We start from the raw sequence: 19562 nt of genomic DNA on the forward strand, positions 1-19562 counted from the left end.
TCCTTTAGTAAATCTTCTTCTTGAGCAAAGACAGCTGTTCCAACAAACAATAATAATAGTACAAGCTTTTTCATATTAAGGGAAGTATTTCTAACAAATATAATTGAAAAGTAATAGTCAGTATTTGCTTTCATTTCAAGTTTTGCAATAATTCGCGGAATTGTAACTATCTATCAAAGTATTACACACTTTTAAGTTGAATTCTCTTAAGTTAGAGAATAAAAAAACAGAAAAGTAATATAACTTCTCTGCTTTTTTATTTTGCAATTTTAAATATGCTTTAACATACTGTTTCTGCTGTTGGTGGTGGATTTCCGTTACAACCAACTTTATTATCAGATAGCATTTGCCCGACTGAACATGTAGAATTATCTCTAGTACAACAAGTATCACTATCTGCATGTTGTTGTGTTGTTTGTTGAGTATTTGCTTGACACGGATTTGAATTCCCTCCATGTATTCTAACTAAATTTAGGTTTGCAATTTTAAATTTTTTTAGTCTTAGTGATTTTTTCTTTTCTCTCATCTTTAATAATTTTAAAATTTTTGAATGTGGTCAAATCTAAACATTCAAACACAATATCCACTAAAAATCAAGCACTTGAAAACTATAATTCCGTGAATTATTGTTTTTTTGTAGCATTTTGCCGGGCTTTTTTAATAAAGTATGATGGTTTTAATCCTGTCTTTTTTTGAAAAGCTCTAGAAAACCCTTCTGGATTAGAGAATCCAATTTCTTCGGCAATGGCTCTAATTGTATATTTCTGGTATTTTGTGTCGGTTTGAATGTTTCTAACAAAATAGTCAATTCGTAAATCATTAATATATGTAATGAAGTTCTTTTTTTTATACGTATTTATAATTTTAGATAAATATTTAGAGTTTGTATTTACAATTTTTGCTACATCTTTGAGAGAAATTTGATTTGTTAGATACGCTTCTCCTTTTTCGAATTCATCTAATGATTGCAGAGTTTCTTCTATTATTGTTTGATCTATATTCAAGCTTGGTGCCGGAAGTAAATTAGTATCTTCAACTCTAATTTCTTCTATTATCGGTTCTTTTATAGTTTCTATAATTGACTGATATCTTTTTTCGTAAACACGTTTTAAACGATAATAATATAAAAACAGTCCAATAGCTAAAAAACAAACAGTAATACTTATTTTAAGAATCCATTTCTTTTCTTCATCGCCTTTTCTATTTTTTTCTTCTAACTCTACTATAATATCATCTCGCTCCTCCATCAATCGAGGCACATCATATTTTTTGGTTATATTTTTTGATAAGGATCTGTAATTCTTATTAATGATAGTATCGACTTTTAGCAATTGATTTGTGTAGTATAATTGTAAGTCTTTATCTTTTTTTTCCTTACTATCATTTATCAAATACACATAAGCTGGTGATATTGATGGAAATAAATCATTAGTAGCTTTAAAAACAGTGTCTATTTTTTTAAAGTAGTCAATACCCTTTTTTTTATTTCCTAACTCATAATAACTTTTTCCTAAATAGAAATTTGCTACATTTTTATCTGCTTCATTCAGATACGTATATGCTTTTTCTAGGCTATCTATAGAAGCTTTATAATTACCTTCTGCATTTAAGTTCATTCCTTCATTAGATACGAAAGAGTAATAATAATATATATTTAAGTCACTATCTTTGGTTAATTTGATTGCTTGGGAGTTTATCTCTTGTGATTTCTCTATTTTTCCTAGTTCAAAGTAAACTGATGACAATTGAAATAAAATATTAACATAGGTTTCTAAATGTTTTTCTTCTCTGTTTTCCTCAAACTCTTTACATTCTAAAAACAATATTTCGGCTTCTTCATAAAGCCCTAAAATTCGCTTTAACAAACCTATATTATATTTTATACTTCGTTGATATTTAATATGATTCCTACTTTCAGCAGCATGTTTTGCTTCAATTTGAGCATTTAAAGATTTTACGTAATCTTTCTGGTAAAAGTGAAGACGCCCTTTATGAGTGTGTGCTTGCATTGGAAAAAGATCATCTCCCTTAATATTCTTAGTGTAGAAAATAACAGTATCTAAATATTGGAATTGCTCATCAATATCTTTAGTAACCAATGTTTTTAAATAGTACGCTCGACCAATATTAATATTTTGATTAGACTTTTTTGCTTTTATCCAATATTGATTAAAAAATTCCTGCTTTTGAGCTGAGCTAATACTCGTATCTCGCATTTTTACGCGTATTGCTTCGAATTCATCTGAAAAAGGATCTTTTTCTTGTGCCGATGCAAACATACTAACTAGAAAAAGACATGTATATATTAAGATTTTTTTCATGTAGAGAATAATATTTCCAACAAATATAACTGAAAAGCACCTTGAAACTATCAAGTTTCACCTCCAGCTTTTCTACAATTCGCGGAATTACAGGTACAATTCAAGGAATCGTCGGATACATTAATTGACTGGTAATCAATTTAATCATTGTTTTGTTTCTGTGAATAATTCACAATGAATATAAATCAAAACAATACCATTATGAAAAAACAAAATTTAAAATCGTTAAAGCTAAACAAGAAATCTATTTCATCTTTTAATTCTTCAACTGTCCACGGAGGAAGTGGAGCTTGTACAATTGAATCAGTATTAATCTGCGAAGAAGATGATTCAGCAGGTTCAGTTGTGGTAACTTTTATTTCTTGGTGTCGCGCTTGTAGATAATATCTTAAAAATGTCTTTTTACCAAAGACTATTGTTAAAACAGAACGTATTTTAGATTTACGTAGCTGTCTTAAAAAAGCAGCTTTGTTTTACACAAAGAATGAACATTCAAAAAACAAAATTAATCGTTTTCTCTCTATGTATGGGATAATGAAATAGCTTTGAATGTGTTATTTCACTAAATTACCAACCTGTACATATATGAAATCCCGCTCAATGAGCGGGATTTCTCGTAAAACTAAAATTACGTAAAGAGTTTGTTAATTTCAAATCTGATAAATCTCTTTTTCTTAAGAAAAATGCCCTAAGACTTATCTACCTACTAAACAGAAATTGTCAATTCTTCCACGCAAACTTTTATATATCATATAACTACCGCTTTTATAAGCAGTTTTGTTTCTTTACATTAACTTCATATAACCATACTGGTCAAAAAATAACAGCATGCTATACTTCTTCGACTGTAAAATCGAAATGTAATTATAATCTTCTATGATTGATTCTTTAAAAGAATCTACAAATAAAGTGGGCGTTAGGGGTAACGTATACTACAGAAATAGACTTTCTGTTTTTTTTGAATTGTAAAAAAGTTGGCTAAACTCTTTTTACATACATCAAAATTAACGAAAATAATTTCTATAAAGACAAATTTCTGAATTAAAACTGAACAACTACAGCGTATAAATACCTGTTTTTCATAACAGTTATAGGTACGTGTAGGATTTTAAATAATTTGTACTAAAGTGATTTCAAGTTTTTAATTACGGTAAATGCTTTATCTACTTGTTCATCGTTCACTAAAATAGTGAATTCATTAGTTGTAGAAATAACTTCATAAATATTTACACCTTCCCAAGATAGTCTCTGAAAGATAAAATAATAAATACCAGGAACAGTTACATTGTCTTTTGGAAGTTTGACCGTAATTGATGATAGGTTTTCTTGTTTTTCTAGTAAAATTTCATTCTTAAAAAACTTCCCTACCTTTTCAGCAACTTCACTGCTTACTACAATATTTGATTCATTTACTCCGCGTGACGATGTATAAAAAACAGTATTCAAACTTTCTATTTCCGACATAAACAATGCCTGATTTTTCAATAAAGTTTCCGATACTTTAAACGTGTAATCATTCAATGAAGAACGAACGGTAATCTCACCAATATTTCGAACAAATTTTAATACACGATGCGTCACACGAAATTCTAATTCCGATGACAATCGCTTTAATGCCATTACAATAGCACCATTTTTCACCTCTTTTCCTAACTGATGTTCTATTTCAGGTTTGATAAGTCGTGATAATGAAGTTAAATTAATGATTCCTTGTGATAACGCACTCGATAGAAATGGCTTAGTCTTTATGTATTCTTCTACAATTGATGAAATTGTCTTCATTAAGTCTATAATTTTAATAGACTACAAAAATACAAACAGAAAAACTATTTTCAAAACAATTTGTTATAATTATAACAGTATTTTTTAAAAATGGTAAAATGCATCTTCTATGTGATTTATTATAACATCGTGTTTTTGCAGTAAAATTGCAATTATATCGAAACGCACTTCTACATCTAAGTCATTATCATTAATATAGTTATCTACAGCTTTCACCAATAATTTAATCTTCTTTTGACTTACAAATTCTTCAGGATTTCCAAAATCGGCAGAAGTTCTTGTCTTCACTTCTACCACAGCAAGTATTCCCTTTTTTTGAGCTATAATATCTACTTCTGCTTTTTGAAATCGATAATTGGTTTCCAAAATCTCATATCCATGTGTTTGAAGATGGGCAACAGCCAATTTTTCACCTTCAATTCCTAATTCATTATGTGTAGCCATAAATATGCTTATAAATTTTTCACATAAAATACGTATCTTAAGGCTGATAATCAACAACGAACCCCAAAAATTCTACATACTATTATCAATTTTTGTGATGATAAAATAGTGTATCTCACAGATGATATTTACTACATTAGTAACTAAACAACCGAATCGATATGGAAGCAAAATACGATCATATTGGAAAAGGATATAACGACACCCGAAAAGCCGATCCTTTTTTATTGGAAAGATTACATTACCATTTAAATCCAATCCGTAGTGGTTTGTATTTAGATATTGGATGTGGTACAGGGAATTACACTTCAAAACTACATACTAAGGAGACAAAATTTATAGGTATTGATCCTTCTCAAAAAATGCTTGGCAAGGCAAAAACTAATTATCCAAAAATTACATGGAAACTCGGAACTGCTGAAAATATTCCTCAAGAAAATTCAAGTGTTGAAGGTATTGTAGGAACGTTGACCTTGCATCATTGGAATGATTTAGAGAAAGGATTTTCAGAATTATTTCGCGTCATGAAAAACTATACAAATATTGTGTTTTTCACTGCAACTCCTGATCAGATGAAAGGCTATTGGCTGAATCATTATTTTCCAAAAATGATGGAAGATTCTACACAACAAATGCCTTCCTTAGAGAAAATAACCAACGCTATGAATGCCGCTGGATTTCAAAATATTTTTACAGAAAGATACTTTATTCAACCCGATTTAAAAGATCATTTTTTATATGTTGGAAAACACAATGCTAGCTTGTATTTAAACGCAGCTATTCGCAACGGAATTTCTTCTTTTTCACACTTGGCGCATCAAGAAGAAGTCAAAAAAGGATTGGCGCAACTCAAAAAAGACATTGCTTCGGGAGAAATTAACAAAATCATCAAATCGTACGAAAATAGAAAAGGTGACTATCTTTTTCTCTTAAGTCAGAAAGAAAATTAAAACGATAAATTCACTTTTGAATCTACATTCAAGTTTACTTTCTTTCCAAAAATCAAAGCGCGGTTATCATATTGATGTCCTGCTGGAAAATTAAAGCATATTGGGAAATCATATTCAGAAGTAACATCTAAAATAATTTCATGTGCATTTTTTCCATAAGGAACTGTATTATCGTGCATACTTGTCATTCCGCCAACAATCAATCCAGACAAGCCTTCAAAATATTTGTTGTGTTTCAAATTCATCATCATCCGATCAACATGATACAGATATTCATCTAAATCTTCTAAAAACAAAATTTTCCCTGTTGTATCTAATGCCAAATTAGAGCCTGTCATACTGTACAGCATACTTAAATTTCCACCAATTAATTCGCCTGTCGAATTTCCTTTTCTATTATATGCTACTTTGGGGACAGAATATTTAAGACTTTCGCCGAACAGTACTTTTCGCAAACTTTCTAAAGATTCCGCACTGTTTTTAGACACATTAATTGGCATGGTGGCGTGTGCAGTTTCAAAGCCTAATTCTTGTCCTTTTGCATGTAAAACAGTAATATCAGAATAGCCAACAATCCATTTTGGTTTTTGTATAAATCGCGAAAAATCTAAATGATCTATTATACGGATCGTTCCATAGCCGCCACGCGCGCACCAAATTGCATCAATACTTTCATCATCCATAAACTGTTGAAAATTCATTGCACGTGTCATATCATCACCAGCAAACTGGTTTTCTTCAAGATCAATCGTTGTTCCAAGAACAACTTTTAAATCCCAACTATGCAGTAATTCGATAGCGGCTTCAATCTCAGTAATTGAAATTTTACGTGCCGTAGACAAAATACCCACAGTTGCTCCTTTGTGTAGTGGTTTCGGTTGGTTCATAACTTAAAAGTATGTGAAAATATACAGATTCTTTTTTTTCATCAAAACAAAATTCATTTTTAGATTATCTGCACAAAAAATCGATTTTCTGACTTTTAGCAGTCAAATTAATATGATTTCCTTGCAATTTCAACATAAAAATCTTGTAGGAATCCTTATTTTTGCACGTTAATACGCGATTTTCAATACTCAAAATCATTGAAAACGTAAACTTATTGAATTGAAACAAAACGAAATGAGTCAAAATAAACAACGATATACCATCACCGCAGCTTTACCGTATACCAATGGACCTATTCACATTGGGCACTTAGCTGGTGTGTATGTTCCTGCAGATATTTATGCACGTTACTTACGTTTAACAGGCAATGATGTTGCTTTTGTTTGCGGAAGTGACGAACACGGTGCAGCTATTCCAATGAAAGCCGATAAAGAAGGTATATCGCCGCAAGACATCATCGATAAATATCACGGAATTATTAAACAATCATTTGAAGATTTTGGAATTTCGTTTGATAATTATTCGCGTACTTCTGCGGAAATTCATCACAAAACAGCTTCTGAATTTTTTAAGAAACTATATGAAGATGGTGAGTTTATTGAAGACGAAAGAGAACAATTATACGATGCAGAGGCCAATCAGTTTTTAGCAGATCGTTTTGTGATAGGAACTTGCCCAAAATGTAATCATGAAGAAGCCTATGGCGATCAATGTGAAAATTGTGGAAGCGCATTAAGTGGAACTGAATTAATCAATCCAAAATCAGCAATTACAGGAAATACACCTACGTTAAAAGAAACAAAACACTGGTTTTTACCATTAGATAAATACAGTGATTTCTTAAACGAATGGATTGTAAAAGGACATAAAAAAGACTGGAAAGCCAATGTCTACGGACAAGTAAAATCGTGGGTTGATGACGGCTTACTTCCTCGTGCAGTAACACGCGATTTAGATTGGGGAATTCCTGTTCCTGTTGAAGGTGCCGAAGGAAAAGTATTGTATGTTTGGTTTGATGCGCCAATTGGGTATATCTCAGCTACGAAAGAATGGGCAGCACGCGAAGGAAAAGATTGGGAACCGTATTGGAAAGATAAAGACACAAAATTGGTTCACTTTATAGGAAAAGATAATATTGTATTTCACTGTATTATTTTCCCATCAATGTTAAAAGCACATGGCGATTATATTTTGCCAGATAATGTACCTGCAAACGAATTCTTAAATTTAGAAGGAAAGAAACTATCTACCTCTAAAAATTGGGCAGTTTGGTTGCATGAATACTTAGAAGATTTTCCTGGAAAAGAAGATGTATTGCGTTATGCGTTGACCGCGAATGCGCCTGAGACTAAAGACAACGATTTTACTTGGAAAGATTTCCAAACACGTAACAACAGTGAATTGGTTGCTATTTTAGGAAACTTTATCAATCGTGTAGTTGTGTTGACGCATAAATATTATGACGGAATTGTGCCTGAGTATACAGGAAGTTATGAAGAATTGACTCAAGTAAAACATTTCCCAGCAATTATTTCGAGTTCTATTGAAAGATATCGTTTCCGTGAAGCAAGTCAGGAATTAATGAACTTGGCACGATTGGGTAATCAGTTTTTGCAAGCTAATGAACCATGGAAAAAGATCAAGGAAGATCCTGAAGCTGTAAAAGGTATCATGTATGTTGCATTGCAAATTGCTTCTGCCATTGCGGTACTTTCAGAGCCATTTTTACCATTTACTTCAAACAAATTAAAAAATATATTAGCGCTTGACGCGGAATTGTCTTGGAATGATATTTCTACTAAAGAAATACTAATCCCGACAGGACATAAAATCAATCCAGCTGAATTGTTATTTGCAAAGATTGACGACAAAGAAATTCAAGCGCAATTGGACAAATTGGAAGCGACTAGAAAAGCAAATGAAGCGGCAAATAAAGAAGTTGTTCCACAAAAAGAAACCGCTACTTTTGACGATTTTACAAAGTTAGATTTACGCGTAGGAACTATTATTGAAGCAGAAAAAGTTCGCAAAACAAAAAAGCTTTTAAAACTTTTAGTAGATACAGGTTTAGACAAACGAACGATTGTATCTGGAATTGCAGAAAGCTTTTCACCAGAAGAAATTATTGGTAAAAAAGTAACGGTTCTTGCCAATTTAGCACCAAGAACAATTGCCAAAGTAGAAAGTCAAGGAATGATTTTAATGACTGAAACGCCAGAAGGCAAGTTGGTTTTTGTAAATCCGGATGAAGCTAACGTTAACAATGGTGAAACTATTAATTAATCGTTCTCAAAAAACTTAAAATAGACTATGAGTGAATTTAATTTTTCAGCAAAAGAATGGGCTAAAAACTATTTTTTACGATTAGAAAAAGTAATTGAAAATTTAGAAAATAGTCCGTTAGTTGAAAAAGTTATTTTCACACAATACAAAGGACTTTCTGATAGTGAAATAAACACTGTTGAAGAAGAAATTGCGCTCGAAATCTCTGGTGACGATGATGAAAATGAAAGCTCAAATTTCAAGTTTAACGAGTACATCCGAGAATTTTACAAGCTAAGTAATGGACTAAACATTATATGGCATTCAAATGTAATATCTTCTGAAATAGAAGCGAAAACAGCAACAAACGAAACGATTGAAAATTTTATTGCTGCCGATTATGACTTTGATGGATTTGAAGGAAATTTATGCTTATTGCCGTTAAATTGCATTTTAAGTCCGTATAAAGTAAATGTCATGGGCGATCATGATTATACCGGTTATAGTGAAGATTTAAAAGAAAATGACGGTGGAATATTGGCTTTCTTAGACTATTACAATACGTATTATGATACGTGTATGGTTTTGTTTGAAGATAGCAACAATCCGTATTTTGCCTTTGGAGAAGATCATAGTGCTGCATATACTGATGAAGTGAGCTGTGACTTTGTAACTTACTTAGAACATCAATTGTATACACTATTTGCTATTGAAGCAAAAGGACGTGGTTTACGTTTGCCTTCAAGTGATAGAACCTATGCTTTGCATGAAATTTTAGAAAAAATCGAAGAACCATCTTCAACAGAATATGCGGAATACGTAAGCTTTCTAAATGCAGATACTTTAGCAATAGAAGATTTATTAAAGTTTCACTACGAAGATGATGAACTAGGCTATATTGATGTTGAAAAAATCAAATCAAAAAGCGCAGAAGAGCAAAAAATAATTGAAGGTTTTATTGGTATCGAAATTGAGGAGTTGGAATAAAAGATATTCACTACAAATTCAAAAAAATGACCAAACATAATTTTCCTGAAATACAAACTGAACGACTGTTACTAAAGAGGTTACAAAATACGGATTGGGAAATGATTTCTTTTTTACGTTCAGACAAAGACGTGAATAAATTTGTAAAAAGACCAACTGCCGAAACCAAAGAGAAAGCGCTGGAATTTATTGAAAAGATTAGCACAGGAATTGACAATCAGGTTTTATACTATTGGAAAATAACGGAAAAAGATACCTCTGAAATGATCGGTAGTATTTGTTTGTGGAACTTTTCAGAAGATGGCAAAACTGCCGAAGTCGGATACGATTTAAGTCCAAAATACCAAGGAAAAGGAATCATGAATGAATCATTGAAAAGTGTAACTGAATTCGGATTCCAAAAATTGAATTTAGACTTGATTGAAGCCTATACACATGGTCAAAATAAAAGTTCAAAAAAACTGCTCGAAAGAAATGGTTTTGCACTAATTGAAGGTAAAAAAGACGTCGATAATGCAGACAATATCGTGTACGCATTAAAAAAGTAAGTAGCTAGAAAAAAACCAATCAATAATCCTTTAGTTAGAATAAATTAAAATTATCATACGCGTAAGTAAAACTCACATCTTATGCGTATTTTTACATATCTCAAAAAAATACACGCTATGTTATCAGAACAAATGCAAAATGCGCTAAATGCGCAAATAAAAATAGAAGCAGAATCTTCACAAGTATATTTAGCCATGGCAAGCTTTGCTGAAACGCAAGGTTTTGAAGGTGTAGCATCATTTATGTATATGCATTCAGATGAAGAACGTCAACACATGCTAAAATTTGTAAAGTATGTAAACGAACGCGGTGGACATGCAATAATTTCAGAATTATCAAAGCCGCCTTTAGAATTTGGTTCACTAAAAGACATGTTTCAAGAATTGTTTGATCATGAAGTAAAAGTTTCAAAAAGTATCAACGATTTAGTACATATCAGTTTGCAAGAACAAGACTATGCAACACACAACTTCTTACAATGGTATGTTGCAGAACAAATTGAAGAAGAAGCGTTGGCACGTACTATCTTAGACAAAATCAACTTAATTGGTGACGATAAAGGTGGATTGTATTTGTTTGACAGAGATGTACAAGCAATTACTGTACAGCCATCAACAGGTCCGGCTCAATAAAACACCTATTTTAAAATATATAAAAGCGATTGGAAATTTTTCAATCGCTTTTTTTATGTTTTAAACCTATACAGAAACAAGTATATAAACTACTATTATGTATACTTTGTACTTACTGCCACAAAACATTTAGCGAATTAAATATCTTCAACTTAAAAATAGTATTATATTTGCAGACCGAACAGTCGGTTTTATATTTAAATTATGAGTGATAAAAAGAGAAAAGTACTAGAAACTGCAACGAAACTATTTTCGGAATTAGGTTTTGAAAAAACATCTATGGCATTAATTTGCAAAGAAGCAAAAGTCTCAAAAGGGTTAGTATATCATCATTTTGAATCAAAAGAAACAATTCTCATAGAAATTTTTACATCAAGTACTCTCAAAATGGTTGAATTGAATGTGATTACAGATGACACTATAGAACCTAAAAAAGAATTGAAACAACTAATAAACAATGTGTTTTTTCAGTTAGAAAATGACAAATTATTTTTTCAATTTAATCTAAATATAATGTTTCAACCTTCAACCAGAAGTTTATTAGAAGTACACATTAAAGAAAGAGCGGACATCTTATTCAAGTCAGTAAAAAGAATTTTTGATAAAATTTCTATCGAAAGAAGTGAAATTCTAACCTATATACTTCTAGCCGAAATTGATGGAATTGCGTTAAATTATTTATCAGTTTTTGATAATTATCCATTACTAAAAATGAAAAATGAGCTCATTCATAAATACACAAACTAATGAAATTTATAAAATCAGATATAACTGAAACAATTGATAGTTTAAGGTCAAAATTATATCAAAAATTAAAATCACCAATTGATGCAATGTGGGAAATACTATATATTGGTTCTTCTCAACATTATCTCATAGAAAATGACAACAACATTTTAGGATATTGTTGTATAAATGAAGAAGCTGCTTTAACACAGATATTTCTTGAAGAAAAATATTGTTCAAAAATGAATACTATAATTGAACAATTAATTAAATCAGAGCTAATTAAATCGGCAAGTTTGAGCTCAAATGAACCTATTGGATTTAATGCCTGCCTATTTCATTCAATAGCTATAAAGGCAAATACCTTCTGTTTTGAACATATAAATACAGCTATTGAAGTAAACTCAAAACTACAAATAGAATTAGTCACTACTGAAGATATTCCAGATATTAAAGCATTTTTGAAAGAACAAGTTGGTATGGATGACACCTTTGGTTATACTGAAAATCTTGTTTCAAGAAAAGAAATTTTTATGGCTAAGGAATCAGATGTTCTAATTGCTACTAGTGAATGTAGAATAAGTGATTCTCAACCGGACATAGCCGATTTAGGAATCATTGTGAACAAAAACTATCAAGGAAAAGGTATAGCAACACAAGTGATGCAAATGCAAGTCAACAGAATATTAAAAAGAGGAAGGAAACCAATTTGTTCAACTACATTAGAAAACATAGCTTCTAGAAAAGTCATTGAAAAATCAGGGTTTTATTGCTCAAACATAATTTTTGATATCAGTTTCACAAATAATTAATAGCAATAAATACTAAACATTACAACTAAAATGAAACTTGAAGATTTAGGATATACTAAAGCATTAGCTGAATATCGAAAGGAAAAAGATATTGAATCCTTTGGTGTTGGTCGTGTCATATTAGAGCATAAAGATAGATATGTTGTAAAAACAGAACACAAAGAATTTAATGCAGAAATTATAGGAAATTTAAGGTATAATGCAAGAAGCAAACACGATTTACCAGCTGTAGGAGATTGGGTTGCTATTTCCGAATATGATACTGACAAAGTGCTAATACATGCTGTCTACTCTAGACATTCAATTCTAGAAAGACAAGCTGTTGGCAAGTCTACTCAAACTCAAATAATTGCTACAAATATTGATTATGCCTTAATTGTTCAATCTGTAAACAGAGATTTTAGTATTAATCGTTTAGAGAGATATCTAACCATTTGTAATACCTCAAATGTAGAACCCATAATTATTTTAAGTAAAATTGATTTAATAGATAAACAAATATTTAACGAGCTTATTAAAGAAGTAAAAGATAGAATTAAAGATGTTTCTATTATTGCAATTAGTAACCAAACTCAATTTGGAATAAATGAGCTTGAAAGTAAAATGATTAAAGGAAAAACATATTGTTTATTAGGTTCTTCAGGAGTTGGTAAATCGACACTTATTAACTCGTTAATTGGGGGAAATGTGATGAATACTGGGGAAATTAGTCAGCGTATTGACCGAGGAAAGCATGTCACAACACATAGAGAATTAATTGTATTAAAAAATGGGGTTTTAATTGATAACCCTGGAATGAGAGAAGTTGGAATAACTGATACTTCTGATGGACTTGAATCTACTTTTGATGCTATTGTTGCTTTAGCGCAAACTTGTAAATTTAGTAACTGCACTCATACAAATGAAAAGGGTTGTGAAGTTCAAAACGCACTAGAAAATGGCGAAATTGATTCTGATTCTTATGCCAATTTCCTGAAACTAGAAAAAGAAAGTGCTTTTTTTGAATTAAGTGCTGAAGAAAAGAGAAAGAAAGATAAAAATCTTGGGAAAATGATTCGAAATGTTCAAAAACAACGAAAACGAAATAAATACTAAATCATAAAGTATATCCCAAAATCAAACACTAATAAAACAATCGTTACCGAATCAATTTCTTCGCTTTCGCATGAATAATTTCAGCAACAGGTTTATTTTGAATTTTACTTTCCAACCACGATAAAATATCCAAATACAAAAACGCTCTGCGCTCGTACGGATCGTCTTCATAAGGTTTCAATTTGGCATGTAAGGCTTCAAAAGCTTTCTTAATTTGATGCGGATAAATATTTCCTAAACCTTTCAAGAACTTAATCACTTCTTTCTGAACTTCGTGCAAATCGTCCATTTTCAACAAATACTTATACGTATTTTTAAGCTGTGTTTCCAAATGGTAATCCAAGCCTAACTCATAATGCGCTACCAAATTCAAAATTCTAGAAAAACACAACAAATCTTCGCGCACTTTCAAGGATTTATTTCGAATAATTTTCTGTAAATATTCAATACAATTTTTATTATCGCCAGCACCAAAATACAAGGACGCAATCTTATAATAAAAAATCATCACGTGATGCTCGTCAATTCTATTTTCAAACGTTTTAATGTGCGCATTTACTTCATCTACCAAGTACAATCCTTCGCTAAACGTTCCTGTCAAAAAATGATAATTCAACTTATTCATATACACATACAAAAAGCTCAACACTCTGGTATTATCATTTTGCGGAATAATATCGTGTTCAATATCATGCTCCAATTGCAACAACACTTCTTTAAACTTTACTTCGTGTTTAATATAAAACAGCGATTCTAACAAATAGTGATTTCCTTTCAAATAAAACACAGGATGAATTGTTTTCATCTTTGGCATTTGCATAAACAAATCCACCCATCTTCGAGAATACCTGTAGCTCGACAAAAAATCTTGAGTCAAAAAACTATACCACAAATGTGCTTTGTACAACCATAACTTCTCACGAAACCCTAAGTCTTTCATATCAACTTTTGGCAGTCGATCGTGAAAATACGTGTTGATTTCTTTATAATCTTTCTCATCTTTCACATAGCCAACTTTAAGCAACAAACCGTACAATTCTAATGACAAATTTGACAGTTTACTCGCTAAAACATTCTGGATACTTAATTTTTTCGCTTCCGCAGAAAGTTCATCAGCACGGCTCGATAAGCTTCGAGTAATATATTGTGTTTCAATAATCTTTTCCAGCTCCACAATTTCGTACGCAACATTCTTCTCTTCATGTTCTAAAGCAAGAATTTTGGCTTTATCGAGCAATTTCAAACTCTGTCTATACAAACCTTTATTATACAAAATGGTTGCATAATCAAGTTGTTCTCTAATAGAAATTCGAATATTATGTTGTGCAGGATTTAAGCGTAAGCTCTTTAAAATTTGCTTATATAAATTGGCTTTTAAATTTGATAATTGCTGTTTGGTAACAATCTTCTTTTTCAAAATAGCTTGTTCGTCATACGTTTGACTCTTCTCTAAAAAAGTAAATAAGGCTAAAAATTTAGAATTCACATTGCCTTCAAATCGTCCTACATACAACTTAAATTGTCGCTTCTCAGATTTTGATAACGATTTGATTAATACAAATAAAGATTCCTTTTGTGAGTTTGGCATTGTAAAAAACTGTTATGTAAATAATTAATTATCAACTATTTAATCTAAAAACAAATACAGTTAGCGCTGTAAAACACATGGCTTTATCATTCGTTTTAGGAAATACAAAGTATACATTCGTATGAATAAAAAGAAATAAACACTCAAATTTTTAATTTATGAGTACAGATCGAGTCTATATTTTTGATACTACCCTAAGAGATGGTGAGCAAGTTCCAGGTTGTAAACTCAACAAGGAAGAAAAGCTAATGATTGCTTCCAAATTGGATATTTTAGGAGTCGATGTAATTGAAGCAGGGTTCCCTGTATCAAGTCCTGGCGATTTCCAGTCGGTGGAAGCCATTTCAAAGATAGTAAAAAATGCTACAGTTTGCGGATTAACGAGAGCTGTAGAAAACGATATAAAAGTAGCAGCAGAAGCCTTAACGTATGCAAAGCGTCCACGAATCCACACAGGAATCGGAACTTCTGAATCGCACATGAAACATAAATTCAAAGCAACTCCAGAGCAAATTATTGAACGCGCCGTTGCTGCTGTAAAATATGCCAAATCTTTTGTAGAAGATGTGGAATTTTATGCAGAAGATGCAGGACGAAGCGACAATGAGTTTTTAGCGAGAGTTTGCGAAGCCGTTATAAAAGCAGGCGCAACAGTACTGAATATTCCAGATACAACTGGTTACTGTTTACCTGATGAATACGGACAGAAAATAAAATACTTAAAAGAAAATGTAACCGGAATCCACAAGGCAATACTTTCTTGTCATTGTCATAACGATTTAGGACTAGCAACAGCAAATTCTATTTCGGGAGTTATAAATGGTGCACGACAAATAGAATGTACGATCAACGGAATTGGCGAACGTGCAGGAAATACTTCACTAGAAGAAGTAACTATGATTCTAAAACAACATCCGTATTTAGACTTAAATACAAACATCAATTCAAAGATGTTGACTGAAATGAGTCAATTAGTTTCAGACACAATGGGAATGCCTGTGCAACCAAACAAAGCAATTGTAGGAACAAACGCATTTGCTCACAGTTCTGGAATTCATCAAGATGGTGTAATTAAAAATAGAGAAACGTACGAAATCATGGATCCAAAAGATGTAGGTGCAGAAACTTCTTCTATTGTACTTACGGCAAGAAGCGGACGTGCTGCATTGGCATACCGAGCTAAAAATGTTGGGTACAACCTTACGAAACTTGAATTAGATACTGTATATAGTAACTTCTTACATTTTGCTGACAAACACAAAGAAGTAACTGATACAGATATTCATCAGATCATAAAAACGAGTGCAATTACGAAAAGAATGTACGCCTAAGCCAAACATTTGTGAAAATTTCTAACTAAGATGAAAAAAACACTATTTGATAAAGTATGGGACACGCATGTTGTAGACAGCATTCCTAACGGACCACAAATTTTATATATAGACAAGCATTTAATTCATGAAGTAACGAGTCCGCAAGCGTTCAATGAATTGAAAAATCGAAATATTCCTGTTTTTAGACCAAAACAGATTGTAGCCACTGCCGATCATAATACGCCAACAGTAGATCAACATTTACCTGTAAAAGACGATTTATCGCGCAATCAACTACAACAATTACAAAAAAACTGTGACGAACACAATATTGAACTCTACGCTTTAGGACATCAATACAACGGAATTGTACACGTAATGGCACCTGAATTGGGAATCACACAACCAGGAATGACCATGGTTTGTGGAGACAGTCATACCTCAACACATGGAGCTTTTGGCGCCATTGCTTTTGGTATTGGAACAAGTCAAGTAGCACAAGTATTTGCAAGTCAATCTTTGCTATTATCCAAACCTAAAAAGATGCGCATTACGGTAAACGGAAGTTTACAAAACAATGTCTTACCGAAAGATGTCATCTTATACATTATTTCAAAATTAGGAACCGATAGCGGAACACAACATTTTATAGAATTTGCAGGCGAAGTCTTTGAAAACATGTCTATGGAAGGCAGAATGACTGTTTGCAATATGAGTATTGAAATGGGCGCACGTGGCGGAATGATCGCTCCAGATGAAACAACATTTGCGTATGTAGCTGGTAAAAAGTTTGCACCAAAAGGAGCTGATTTTGATAAAAAAGTTGCCTATTGGAAAACATTAAAGACGGACGCTGACGCGGAATTTGACACTGAATATACATTTGATGCAGCTGATATTACACCAATGATTACGTTTGGAACCAATCCAGGCATGGGAATTCAGCTGACTGAAAATATTCCAACAACAAAAGATGTCAACTTAGAAAAATCATTGAAATACATGAATTTTGAAAAAGGAGCATCTTTAATTGGACAACAAGTAAACTATGTTTTCATAGGAAGCTGCACCAATTCACGTATTGAAGATTTTAGAGTTGCAGCCAACTATGTAAAAGGAAAACAAAAAGCACCAAATATCAATGCTTGGTTAGTACCAGGTTCACAATTGGTGGTAAAACAAATTCAAGAAGAAGGTTTGGACAAAATCTTTGAAGCAGCAGGTTTCAAACTACGTCAACCAGGTTGTTCGGCATGTTTGGCAATGAATGATGATAAAATTCCTGATGGCGAATATTGCGTTTCTACTTCAAACAGAAACTTTGAAGGACGCCAAGGACAAGGTTCGCGCACACTATTGGCAAGTCCATTAGTTGCCGCAGCTACTGCCGTTGCAGGAAAAATCGTAGATGTTAACGTTCCAATCTTAGAAGAAGTTTAGTTATGAGTACATTCAACAAATTTACCTCTACAGCGTATCCATTGCCTGTAGAAAACATAGATACTGATCAAATTATTCCTGCACGTTTTTTAAAAGCAACAAGCAGAGCAGGATTTGGTGAAAATTTATTCAGAGATTGGCGTTATCAAAAAGATGGAAGCCTAAACACTGAATTTGTATTAAACGAAGAAAAATACGCAGGTTCTATCTTAGTAGCCGGACATAATTTTGGTTGCGGATCTAGTAGAGAACATGCAGCTTGGGCATTGAAAGACTTTGGATTCAACGTAATTGTTTCCAGTTTTTATGCAGATATTTTTAAAGGAAATGCATTAAATAATCATGTATTGCCAATTCAAGTTACGCCAGCATTTTTGACGAAGCTTTTACAGGAAATTCAAGAAAACCCAAATACAGAAATTGAAGTCAATTTAGAAGCACAAACGATTGCTTTTGGAACTGAAAAGGCTTCATTCGACATTAATCCGTATAAAAAAATGTGCTTGCAAAAAGGATATGATGATATTGACTTCTTAGTCAGTAACATATCTAAAATTGAAGCATTTGAACAACAACATATATATTAAAAGGCTATGAACTTACACATTGCAGTCCTTTCAGGCGATGGAATTGGTCCCGAAGTAACCGCCCAATCCATAAATATATTAACTGCGATTGCAGAAAAATATCAACACAATTTCACTTTTGAAGATGCACTAGTTGGTGCCATTGCTATTGATGAAACTGGAAATCCGTTGCCACAAAAAACATTGGATTTATGTTTAGACGCAGATGCAGTTTTATTTGGTTCCATTGGCGATCCGAAATACGACAACAATCCAGATGCAAAAGTACGTCCAGAGCAAGGTTTATTGGCATTACGCAAAGCTTTAGGCTTGTTTGCTAATATTCGTCCTGTAAAAGCGTATGATACTTTATTGGACAAATCGCCACTAAAAAAACACATCATTCAAGATACTGATATTACAATTTATCGTGAATTGACTGGTGGAATTTACTTTGGTGAAAAGACCTTAAGTGAAGACGGAACAGCAGCTTCCGATTTGTGTTCGTATAGCAAAGAAGAAATTGAGCGTGTGGCGCATTTTGCGTTTAAAGCTGCTCAAGGCAGAAGAAAAAAATTAACTTTAGTTGACAAAGCCAATGTATTAGAAACTTCTCGTTTATGGAGAAGAGTCGTTACAGCAATGGCTTCACAATACCCTGATGTTGAATTAGATTTCTTGTTTGTGGATAATGCAGCCATGCAAATGGTGCTCAATCCAAGTCAGTTTGATGTGATTTTAACCGAAAATATGTTTGGTGATATCATTTCAGACGAAGCCAGTGTCATTGGTGGATCTATTGGATTATTAGCTTCTGCTTCGGTTGGAGAAAAATATGCGCTATTTGAGCCAATTCACGGTTCATATCCACAAGCAACAGGAAAAGGCATCGCCAATCCGATTGCTTCCATCCTATCGGCAGCTATGTTGCTAGATCATTTTGGATTAACAGAAGAAGCAGATACGATTCGTGAGGCGGTAGAACGTGCTATCGATCTTGAAATTTGCACACCAGATTTAAATGCAAATGGAGGATATTCTACCCAAAACGTAGGAACTTTTATAGAAGAATTTATTGAAAACATAGATACTTTGCATATCAATTCTGGAAACATCCAGGTTGGGCAATCTACTATTATTTAGTATTTAGAGTGTTTAGAGAGTGCTTACATTCCCTTTCTTCATTTTTAGAAAGGGAATGTTTTTT

19 protein-coding genes are annotated in these 19562 nt (G+C 32.4%); 13 read left to right on the plus strand and 6 right to left on the minus strand.

The annotated features are described in order from the left end of the window. Window positions 1–280: 280 nt before the first annotated feature. Both ACRBBL_RS21485 and ACRBBL_RS21490 read right to left on the minus strand, forming a co-directional pair. The gene (locus ACRBBL_RS21485; protein WP_431371150.1) at window positions 281–526 is read right to left on the minus strand and encodes a hypothetical protein; all 246 of its coding nucleotides are present in this window, start codon (window positions 524–526) and stop codon (window positions 281–283) included. 97 nt (window positions 527–623) lie between these two features. After that, a complete protein-coding gene (locus ACRBBL_RS21490) occupies window positions 624–2321 on the minus strand; it encodes a helix-turn-helix domain-containing protein (RefSeq protein ID WP_431371151.1) in 1698 nt (565 codons plus the stop codon). Window positions 2322–2522: 201 nt separating this feature from the next. Here ACRBBL_RS21490 and ACRBBL_RS21495 point away from each other — a divergent pair, with 201 nt between their 5' ends. Further along, the gene (locus ACRBBL_RS21495) at window positions 2523–2705 is read left to right on the plus strand and encodes a hypothetical protein (protein ID WP_431371152.1); all 183 of its coding nucleotides are present in this window, start codon (window positions 2523–2525) and stop codon (window positions 2703–2705) included. A 738-nt stretch (window positions 2706–3443) separates the two neighbouring features. On the opposite strand, the gene ACRBBL_RS21500 is transcribed toward ACRBBL_RS21495, so the two are convergent. Both ACRBBL_RS21500 and ACRBBL_RS21505 read right to left on the minus strand, forming a co-directional pair. Further along, window positions 3444–4103 (minus strand): aspartate kinase, encoded by a 660-nt coding sequence (locus ACRBBL_RS21500; protein WP_431371153.1) that lies wholly within the window; start codon window positions 4101–4103, stop codon window positions 3444–3446. Window positions 4104–4187: 84 nt separating this feature from the next. After that, window positions 4188–4547, minus strand: a complete 360-nt coding sequence (locus tag ACRBBL_RS21505; protein ID WP_431371154.1) for a YraN family protein — start codon at window positions 4545–4547, stop codon at window positions 4188–4190. Between the two features lie 161 nt (window positions 4548–4708). On the opposite strand from ACRBBL_RS21505, the gene ACRBBL_RS21510 reads away from it, so the two are divergent. Next, window positions 4709–5497, plus strand: coding sequence for a class I SAM-dependent methyltransferase (locus ACRBBL_RS21510; RefSeq protein ID WP_431371155.1), 789 nt, complete (start codon window positions 4709–4711; stop codon window positions 5495–5497). Here ACRBBL_RS21510 and ACRBBL_RS21515 read toward each other — a convergent pair. After that, complete coding sequence (locus ACRBBL_RS21515; protein WP_431371156.1) at window positions 5494–6384, minus strand: S66 peptidase family protein; 891 nt, start codon at window positions 6382–6384, stop codon at window positions 5494–5496. The two genes, ACRBBL_RS21510 and ACRBBL_RS21515, sit on opposite strands and share 4 nt — an antisense overlap. A gap of 235 nt (window positions 6385–6619) precedes the next feature. On the opposite strand from ACRBBL_RS21515, the gene metG reads away from it, so the two are divergent. The 7 genes from metG (at window position 6620) to rsgA (ending at window position 13448) form a co-directional block, all read left to right on the plus strand. Beyond that, on the plus strand, window positions 6620–8668 hold the full coding sequence (gene metG / locus ACRBBL_RS21520) for a methionine--tRNA ligase (protein WP_431371157.1): 2049 nt from the start codon (window positions 6620–6622) through the stop codon (window positions 8666–8668). A gap of 27 nt (window positions 8669–8695) precedes the next feature. Beyond that, complete coding sequence (locus tag ACRBBL_RS21525) at window positions 8696–9634, plus strand: hypothetical protein (RefSeq protein ID WP_431371158.1); 939 nt, start codon at window positions 8696–8698, stop codon at window positions 9632–9634. Between the two features lie 26 nt (window positions 9635–9660). Then, window positions 9661–10182, plus strand: coding sequence for a GNAT family N-acetyltransferase (locus ACRBBL_RS21530; RefSeq protein WP_431371159.1), 522 nt, complete (start codon window positions 9661–9663; stop codon window positions 10180–10182). 117 nt (window positions 10183–10299) lie between these two features. Beyond that, complete coding sequence (locus ACRBBL_RS21535) at window positions 10300–10815, plus strand: ferritin (RefSeq protein WP_431371160.1); 516 nt, start codon at window positions 10300–10302, stop codon at window positions 10813–10815. A gap of 204 nt (window positions 10816–11019) precedes the next feature. Further along, window positions 11020–11562, plus strand: a complete 543-nt coding sequence (locus ACRBBL_RS21540; protein WP_431371161.1) for a TetR/AcrR family transcriptional regulator — start codon at window positions 11020–11022, stop codon at window positions 11560–11562. After that, window positions 11562–12353: a GNAT family N-acetyltransferase gene (locus ACRBBL_RS21545; protein ID WP_431371162.1), complete on the plus strand. Its 792-nt coding sequence runs from the start codon at window positions 11562–11564 to the stop codon at window positions 12351–12353. Before ACRBBL_RS21540 ends, ACRBBL_RS21545 begins: the two co-directional genes overlap by 1 nt. A 30-nt stretch (window positions 12354–12383) precedes the next feature. Further along, window positions 12384–13448 (plus strand): ribosome small subunit-dependent GTPase A, encoded by a 1065-nt coding sequence (gene rsgA, locus ACRBBL_RS21550; RefSeq protein ID WP_431371163.1) that lies wholly within the window; start codon window positions 12384–12386, stop codon window positions 13446–13448. 43 nt (window positions 13449–13491) lie between these two features. On the opposite strand, the gene ACRBBL_RS21555 is transcribed toward rsgA, so the two are convergent. After that, window positions 13492–15036, minus strand: coding sequence for a hypothetical protein (locus tag ACRBBL_RS21555; RefSeq protein WP_431371164.1), 1545 nt, complete (start codon window positions 15034–15036; stop codon window positions 13492–13494). 158 nt (window positions 15037–15194) lie between these two features. Here ACRBBL_RS21555 and ACRBBL_RS21560 point away from each other — a divergent pair, with 158 nt between their 5' ends. The 4 genes from ACRBBL_RS21560 to leuB are packed head-to-tail and all read left to right on the plus strand — an operon-like array spanning window position 15195 to window position 19498. Next, window positions 15195–16367, plus strand: coding sequence for a 2-isopropylmalate synthase (locus ACRBBL_RS21560; protein WP_431371165.1), 1173 nt, complete (start codon window positions 15195–15197; stop codon window positions 16365–16367). A 30-nt stretch (window positions 16368–16397) separates the two neighbouring features. Further along, window positions 16398–17789, plus strand: coding sequence for a 3-isopropylmalate dehydratase large subunit (gene leuC / locus ACRBBL_RS21565; RefSeq protein ID WP_431371166.1), 1392 nt, complete (start codon window positions 16398–16400; stop codon window positions 17787–17789). Window positions 17790–17791: 2 nt separating this feature from the next. Then, complete coding sequence (gene leuD / locus ACRBBL_RS21570; protein WP_431371167.1) at window positions 17792–18376, plus strand: 3-isopropylmalate dehydratase small subunit; 585 nt, start codon at window positions 17792–17794, stop codon at window positions 18374–18376. Between the two features lie 6 nt (window positions 18377–18382). Continuing rightward, on the plus strand, window positions 18383–19498 hold the full coding sequence (gene leuB, locus ACRBBL_RS21575) for a 3-isopropylmalate dehydrogenase (RefSeq protein ID WP_431371168.1): 1116 nt from the start codon (window positions 18383–18385) through the stop codon (window positions 19496–19498). Window positions 19499–19562: the final 64 nt, after the last annotated feature.

The organism is Kordia sp. (assembly GCF_050633145.1).
In the GTDB taxonomy this organism is placed as follows: Bacteria; Bacteroidota; Bacteroidia; order Flavobacteriales; family Flavobacteriaceae; genus Kordia.

Excerpts from the sequence above, each read along its gene's own strand:
- metG (WP_431371157.1), top strand. The coding sequence starts at position 6,620 with ATGAGTCAAAATAAACAACGATATACCATCACCGCAGCTTTACCGTAT.
- ACRBBL_RS21545 (WP_431371162.1), top strand. The coding sequence starts at position 11,562 with ATGAAATTTATAAAATCAGATATAACTGAAACAATTGATAGTTTAAGG.
- leuB (WP_431371168.1), top strand. The coding sequence starts at position 18,383 with ATGAACTTACACATTGCAGTCCTTTCAGGCGATGGAATTGGTCCCGAA.
- ACRBBL_RS21510 (WP_431371155.1), top strand. The coding sequence starts at position 4,709 with ATGGAAGCAAAATACGATCATATTGGAAAAGGATATAACGACACCCGA.
- leuD (WP_431371167.1), top strand. The coding sequence starts at position 17,792 with ATGAGTACATTCAACAAATTTACCTCTACAGCGTATCCATTGCCTGTA.
- ACRBBL_RS21530 (WP_431371159.1), top strand. The coding sequence starts at position 9,661 with ATGACCAAACATAATTTTCCTGAAATACAAACTGAACGACTGTTACTA.
- ACRBBL_RS21540 (WP_431371161.1), top strand. The coding sequence starts at position 11,020 with ATGAGTGATAAAAAGAGAAAAGTACTAGAAACTGCAACGAAACTATTT.
- ACRBBL_RS21495 (WP_431371152.1), top strand. The coding sequence starts at position 2,523 with ATGAAAAAACAAAATTTAAAATCGTTAAAGCTAAACAAGAAATCTATT.
- ACRBBL_RS21500 (WP_431371153.1), bottom strand. The coding sequence starts at position 4,103 with ATGAAGACAATTTCATCAATTGTAGAAGAATACATAAAGACTAAGCCA.
- ACRBBL_RS21555 (WP_431371164.1), bottom strand. The coding sequence starts at position 15,036 with ATGCCAAACTCACAAAAGGAATCTTTATTTGTATTAATCAAATCGTTA.
- ACRBBL_RS21560 (WP_431371165.1), top strand. The coding sequence starts at position 15,195 with ATGAGTACAGATCGAGTCTATATTTTTGATACTACCCTAAGAGATGGT.
- ACRBBL_RS21515 (WP_431371156.1), bottom strand. The coding sequence starts at position 6,384 with ATGAACCAACCGAAACCACTACACAAAGGAGCAACTGTGGGTATTTTG.
- ACRBBL_RS21525 (WP_431371158.1), top strand. The coding sequence starts at position 8,696 with ATGAGTGAATTTAATTTTTCAGCAAAAGAATGGGCTAAAAACTATTTT.
- rsgA (WP_431371163.1), top strand. The coding sequence starts at position 12,384 with ATGAAACTTGAAGATTTAGGATATACTAAAGCATTAGCTGAATATCGA.
- ACRBBL_RS21485 (WP_431371150.1), bottom strand. The coding sequence starts at position 526 with ATGAGAGAAAAGAAAAAATCACTAAGACTAAAAAAATTTAAAATTGCA.
- ACRBBL_RS21505 (WP_431371154.1), bottom strand. The coding sequence starts at position 4,547 with ATGGCTACACATAATGAATTAGGAATTGAAGGTGAAAAATTGGCTGTT.
- leuC (WP_431371166.1), top strand. The coding sequence starts at position 16,398 with ATGAAAAAAACACTATTTGATAAAGTATGGGACACGCATGTTGTAGAC.
- ACRBBL_RS21490 (WP_431371151.1), bottom strand. The coding sequence starts at position 2,321 with ATGAAAAAAATCTTAATATATACATGTCTTTTTCTAGTTAGTATGTTT.
- ACRBBL_RS21535 (WP_431371160.1), top strand. The coding sequence starts at position 10,300 with ATGTTATCAGAACAAATGCAAAATGCGCTAAATGCGCAAATAAAAATA.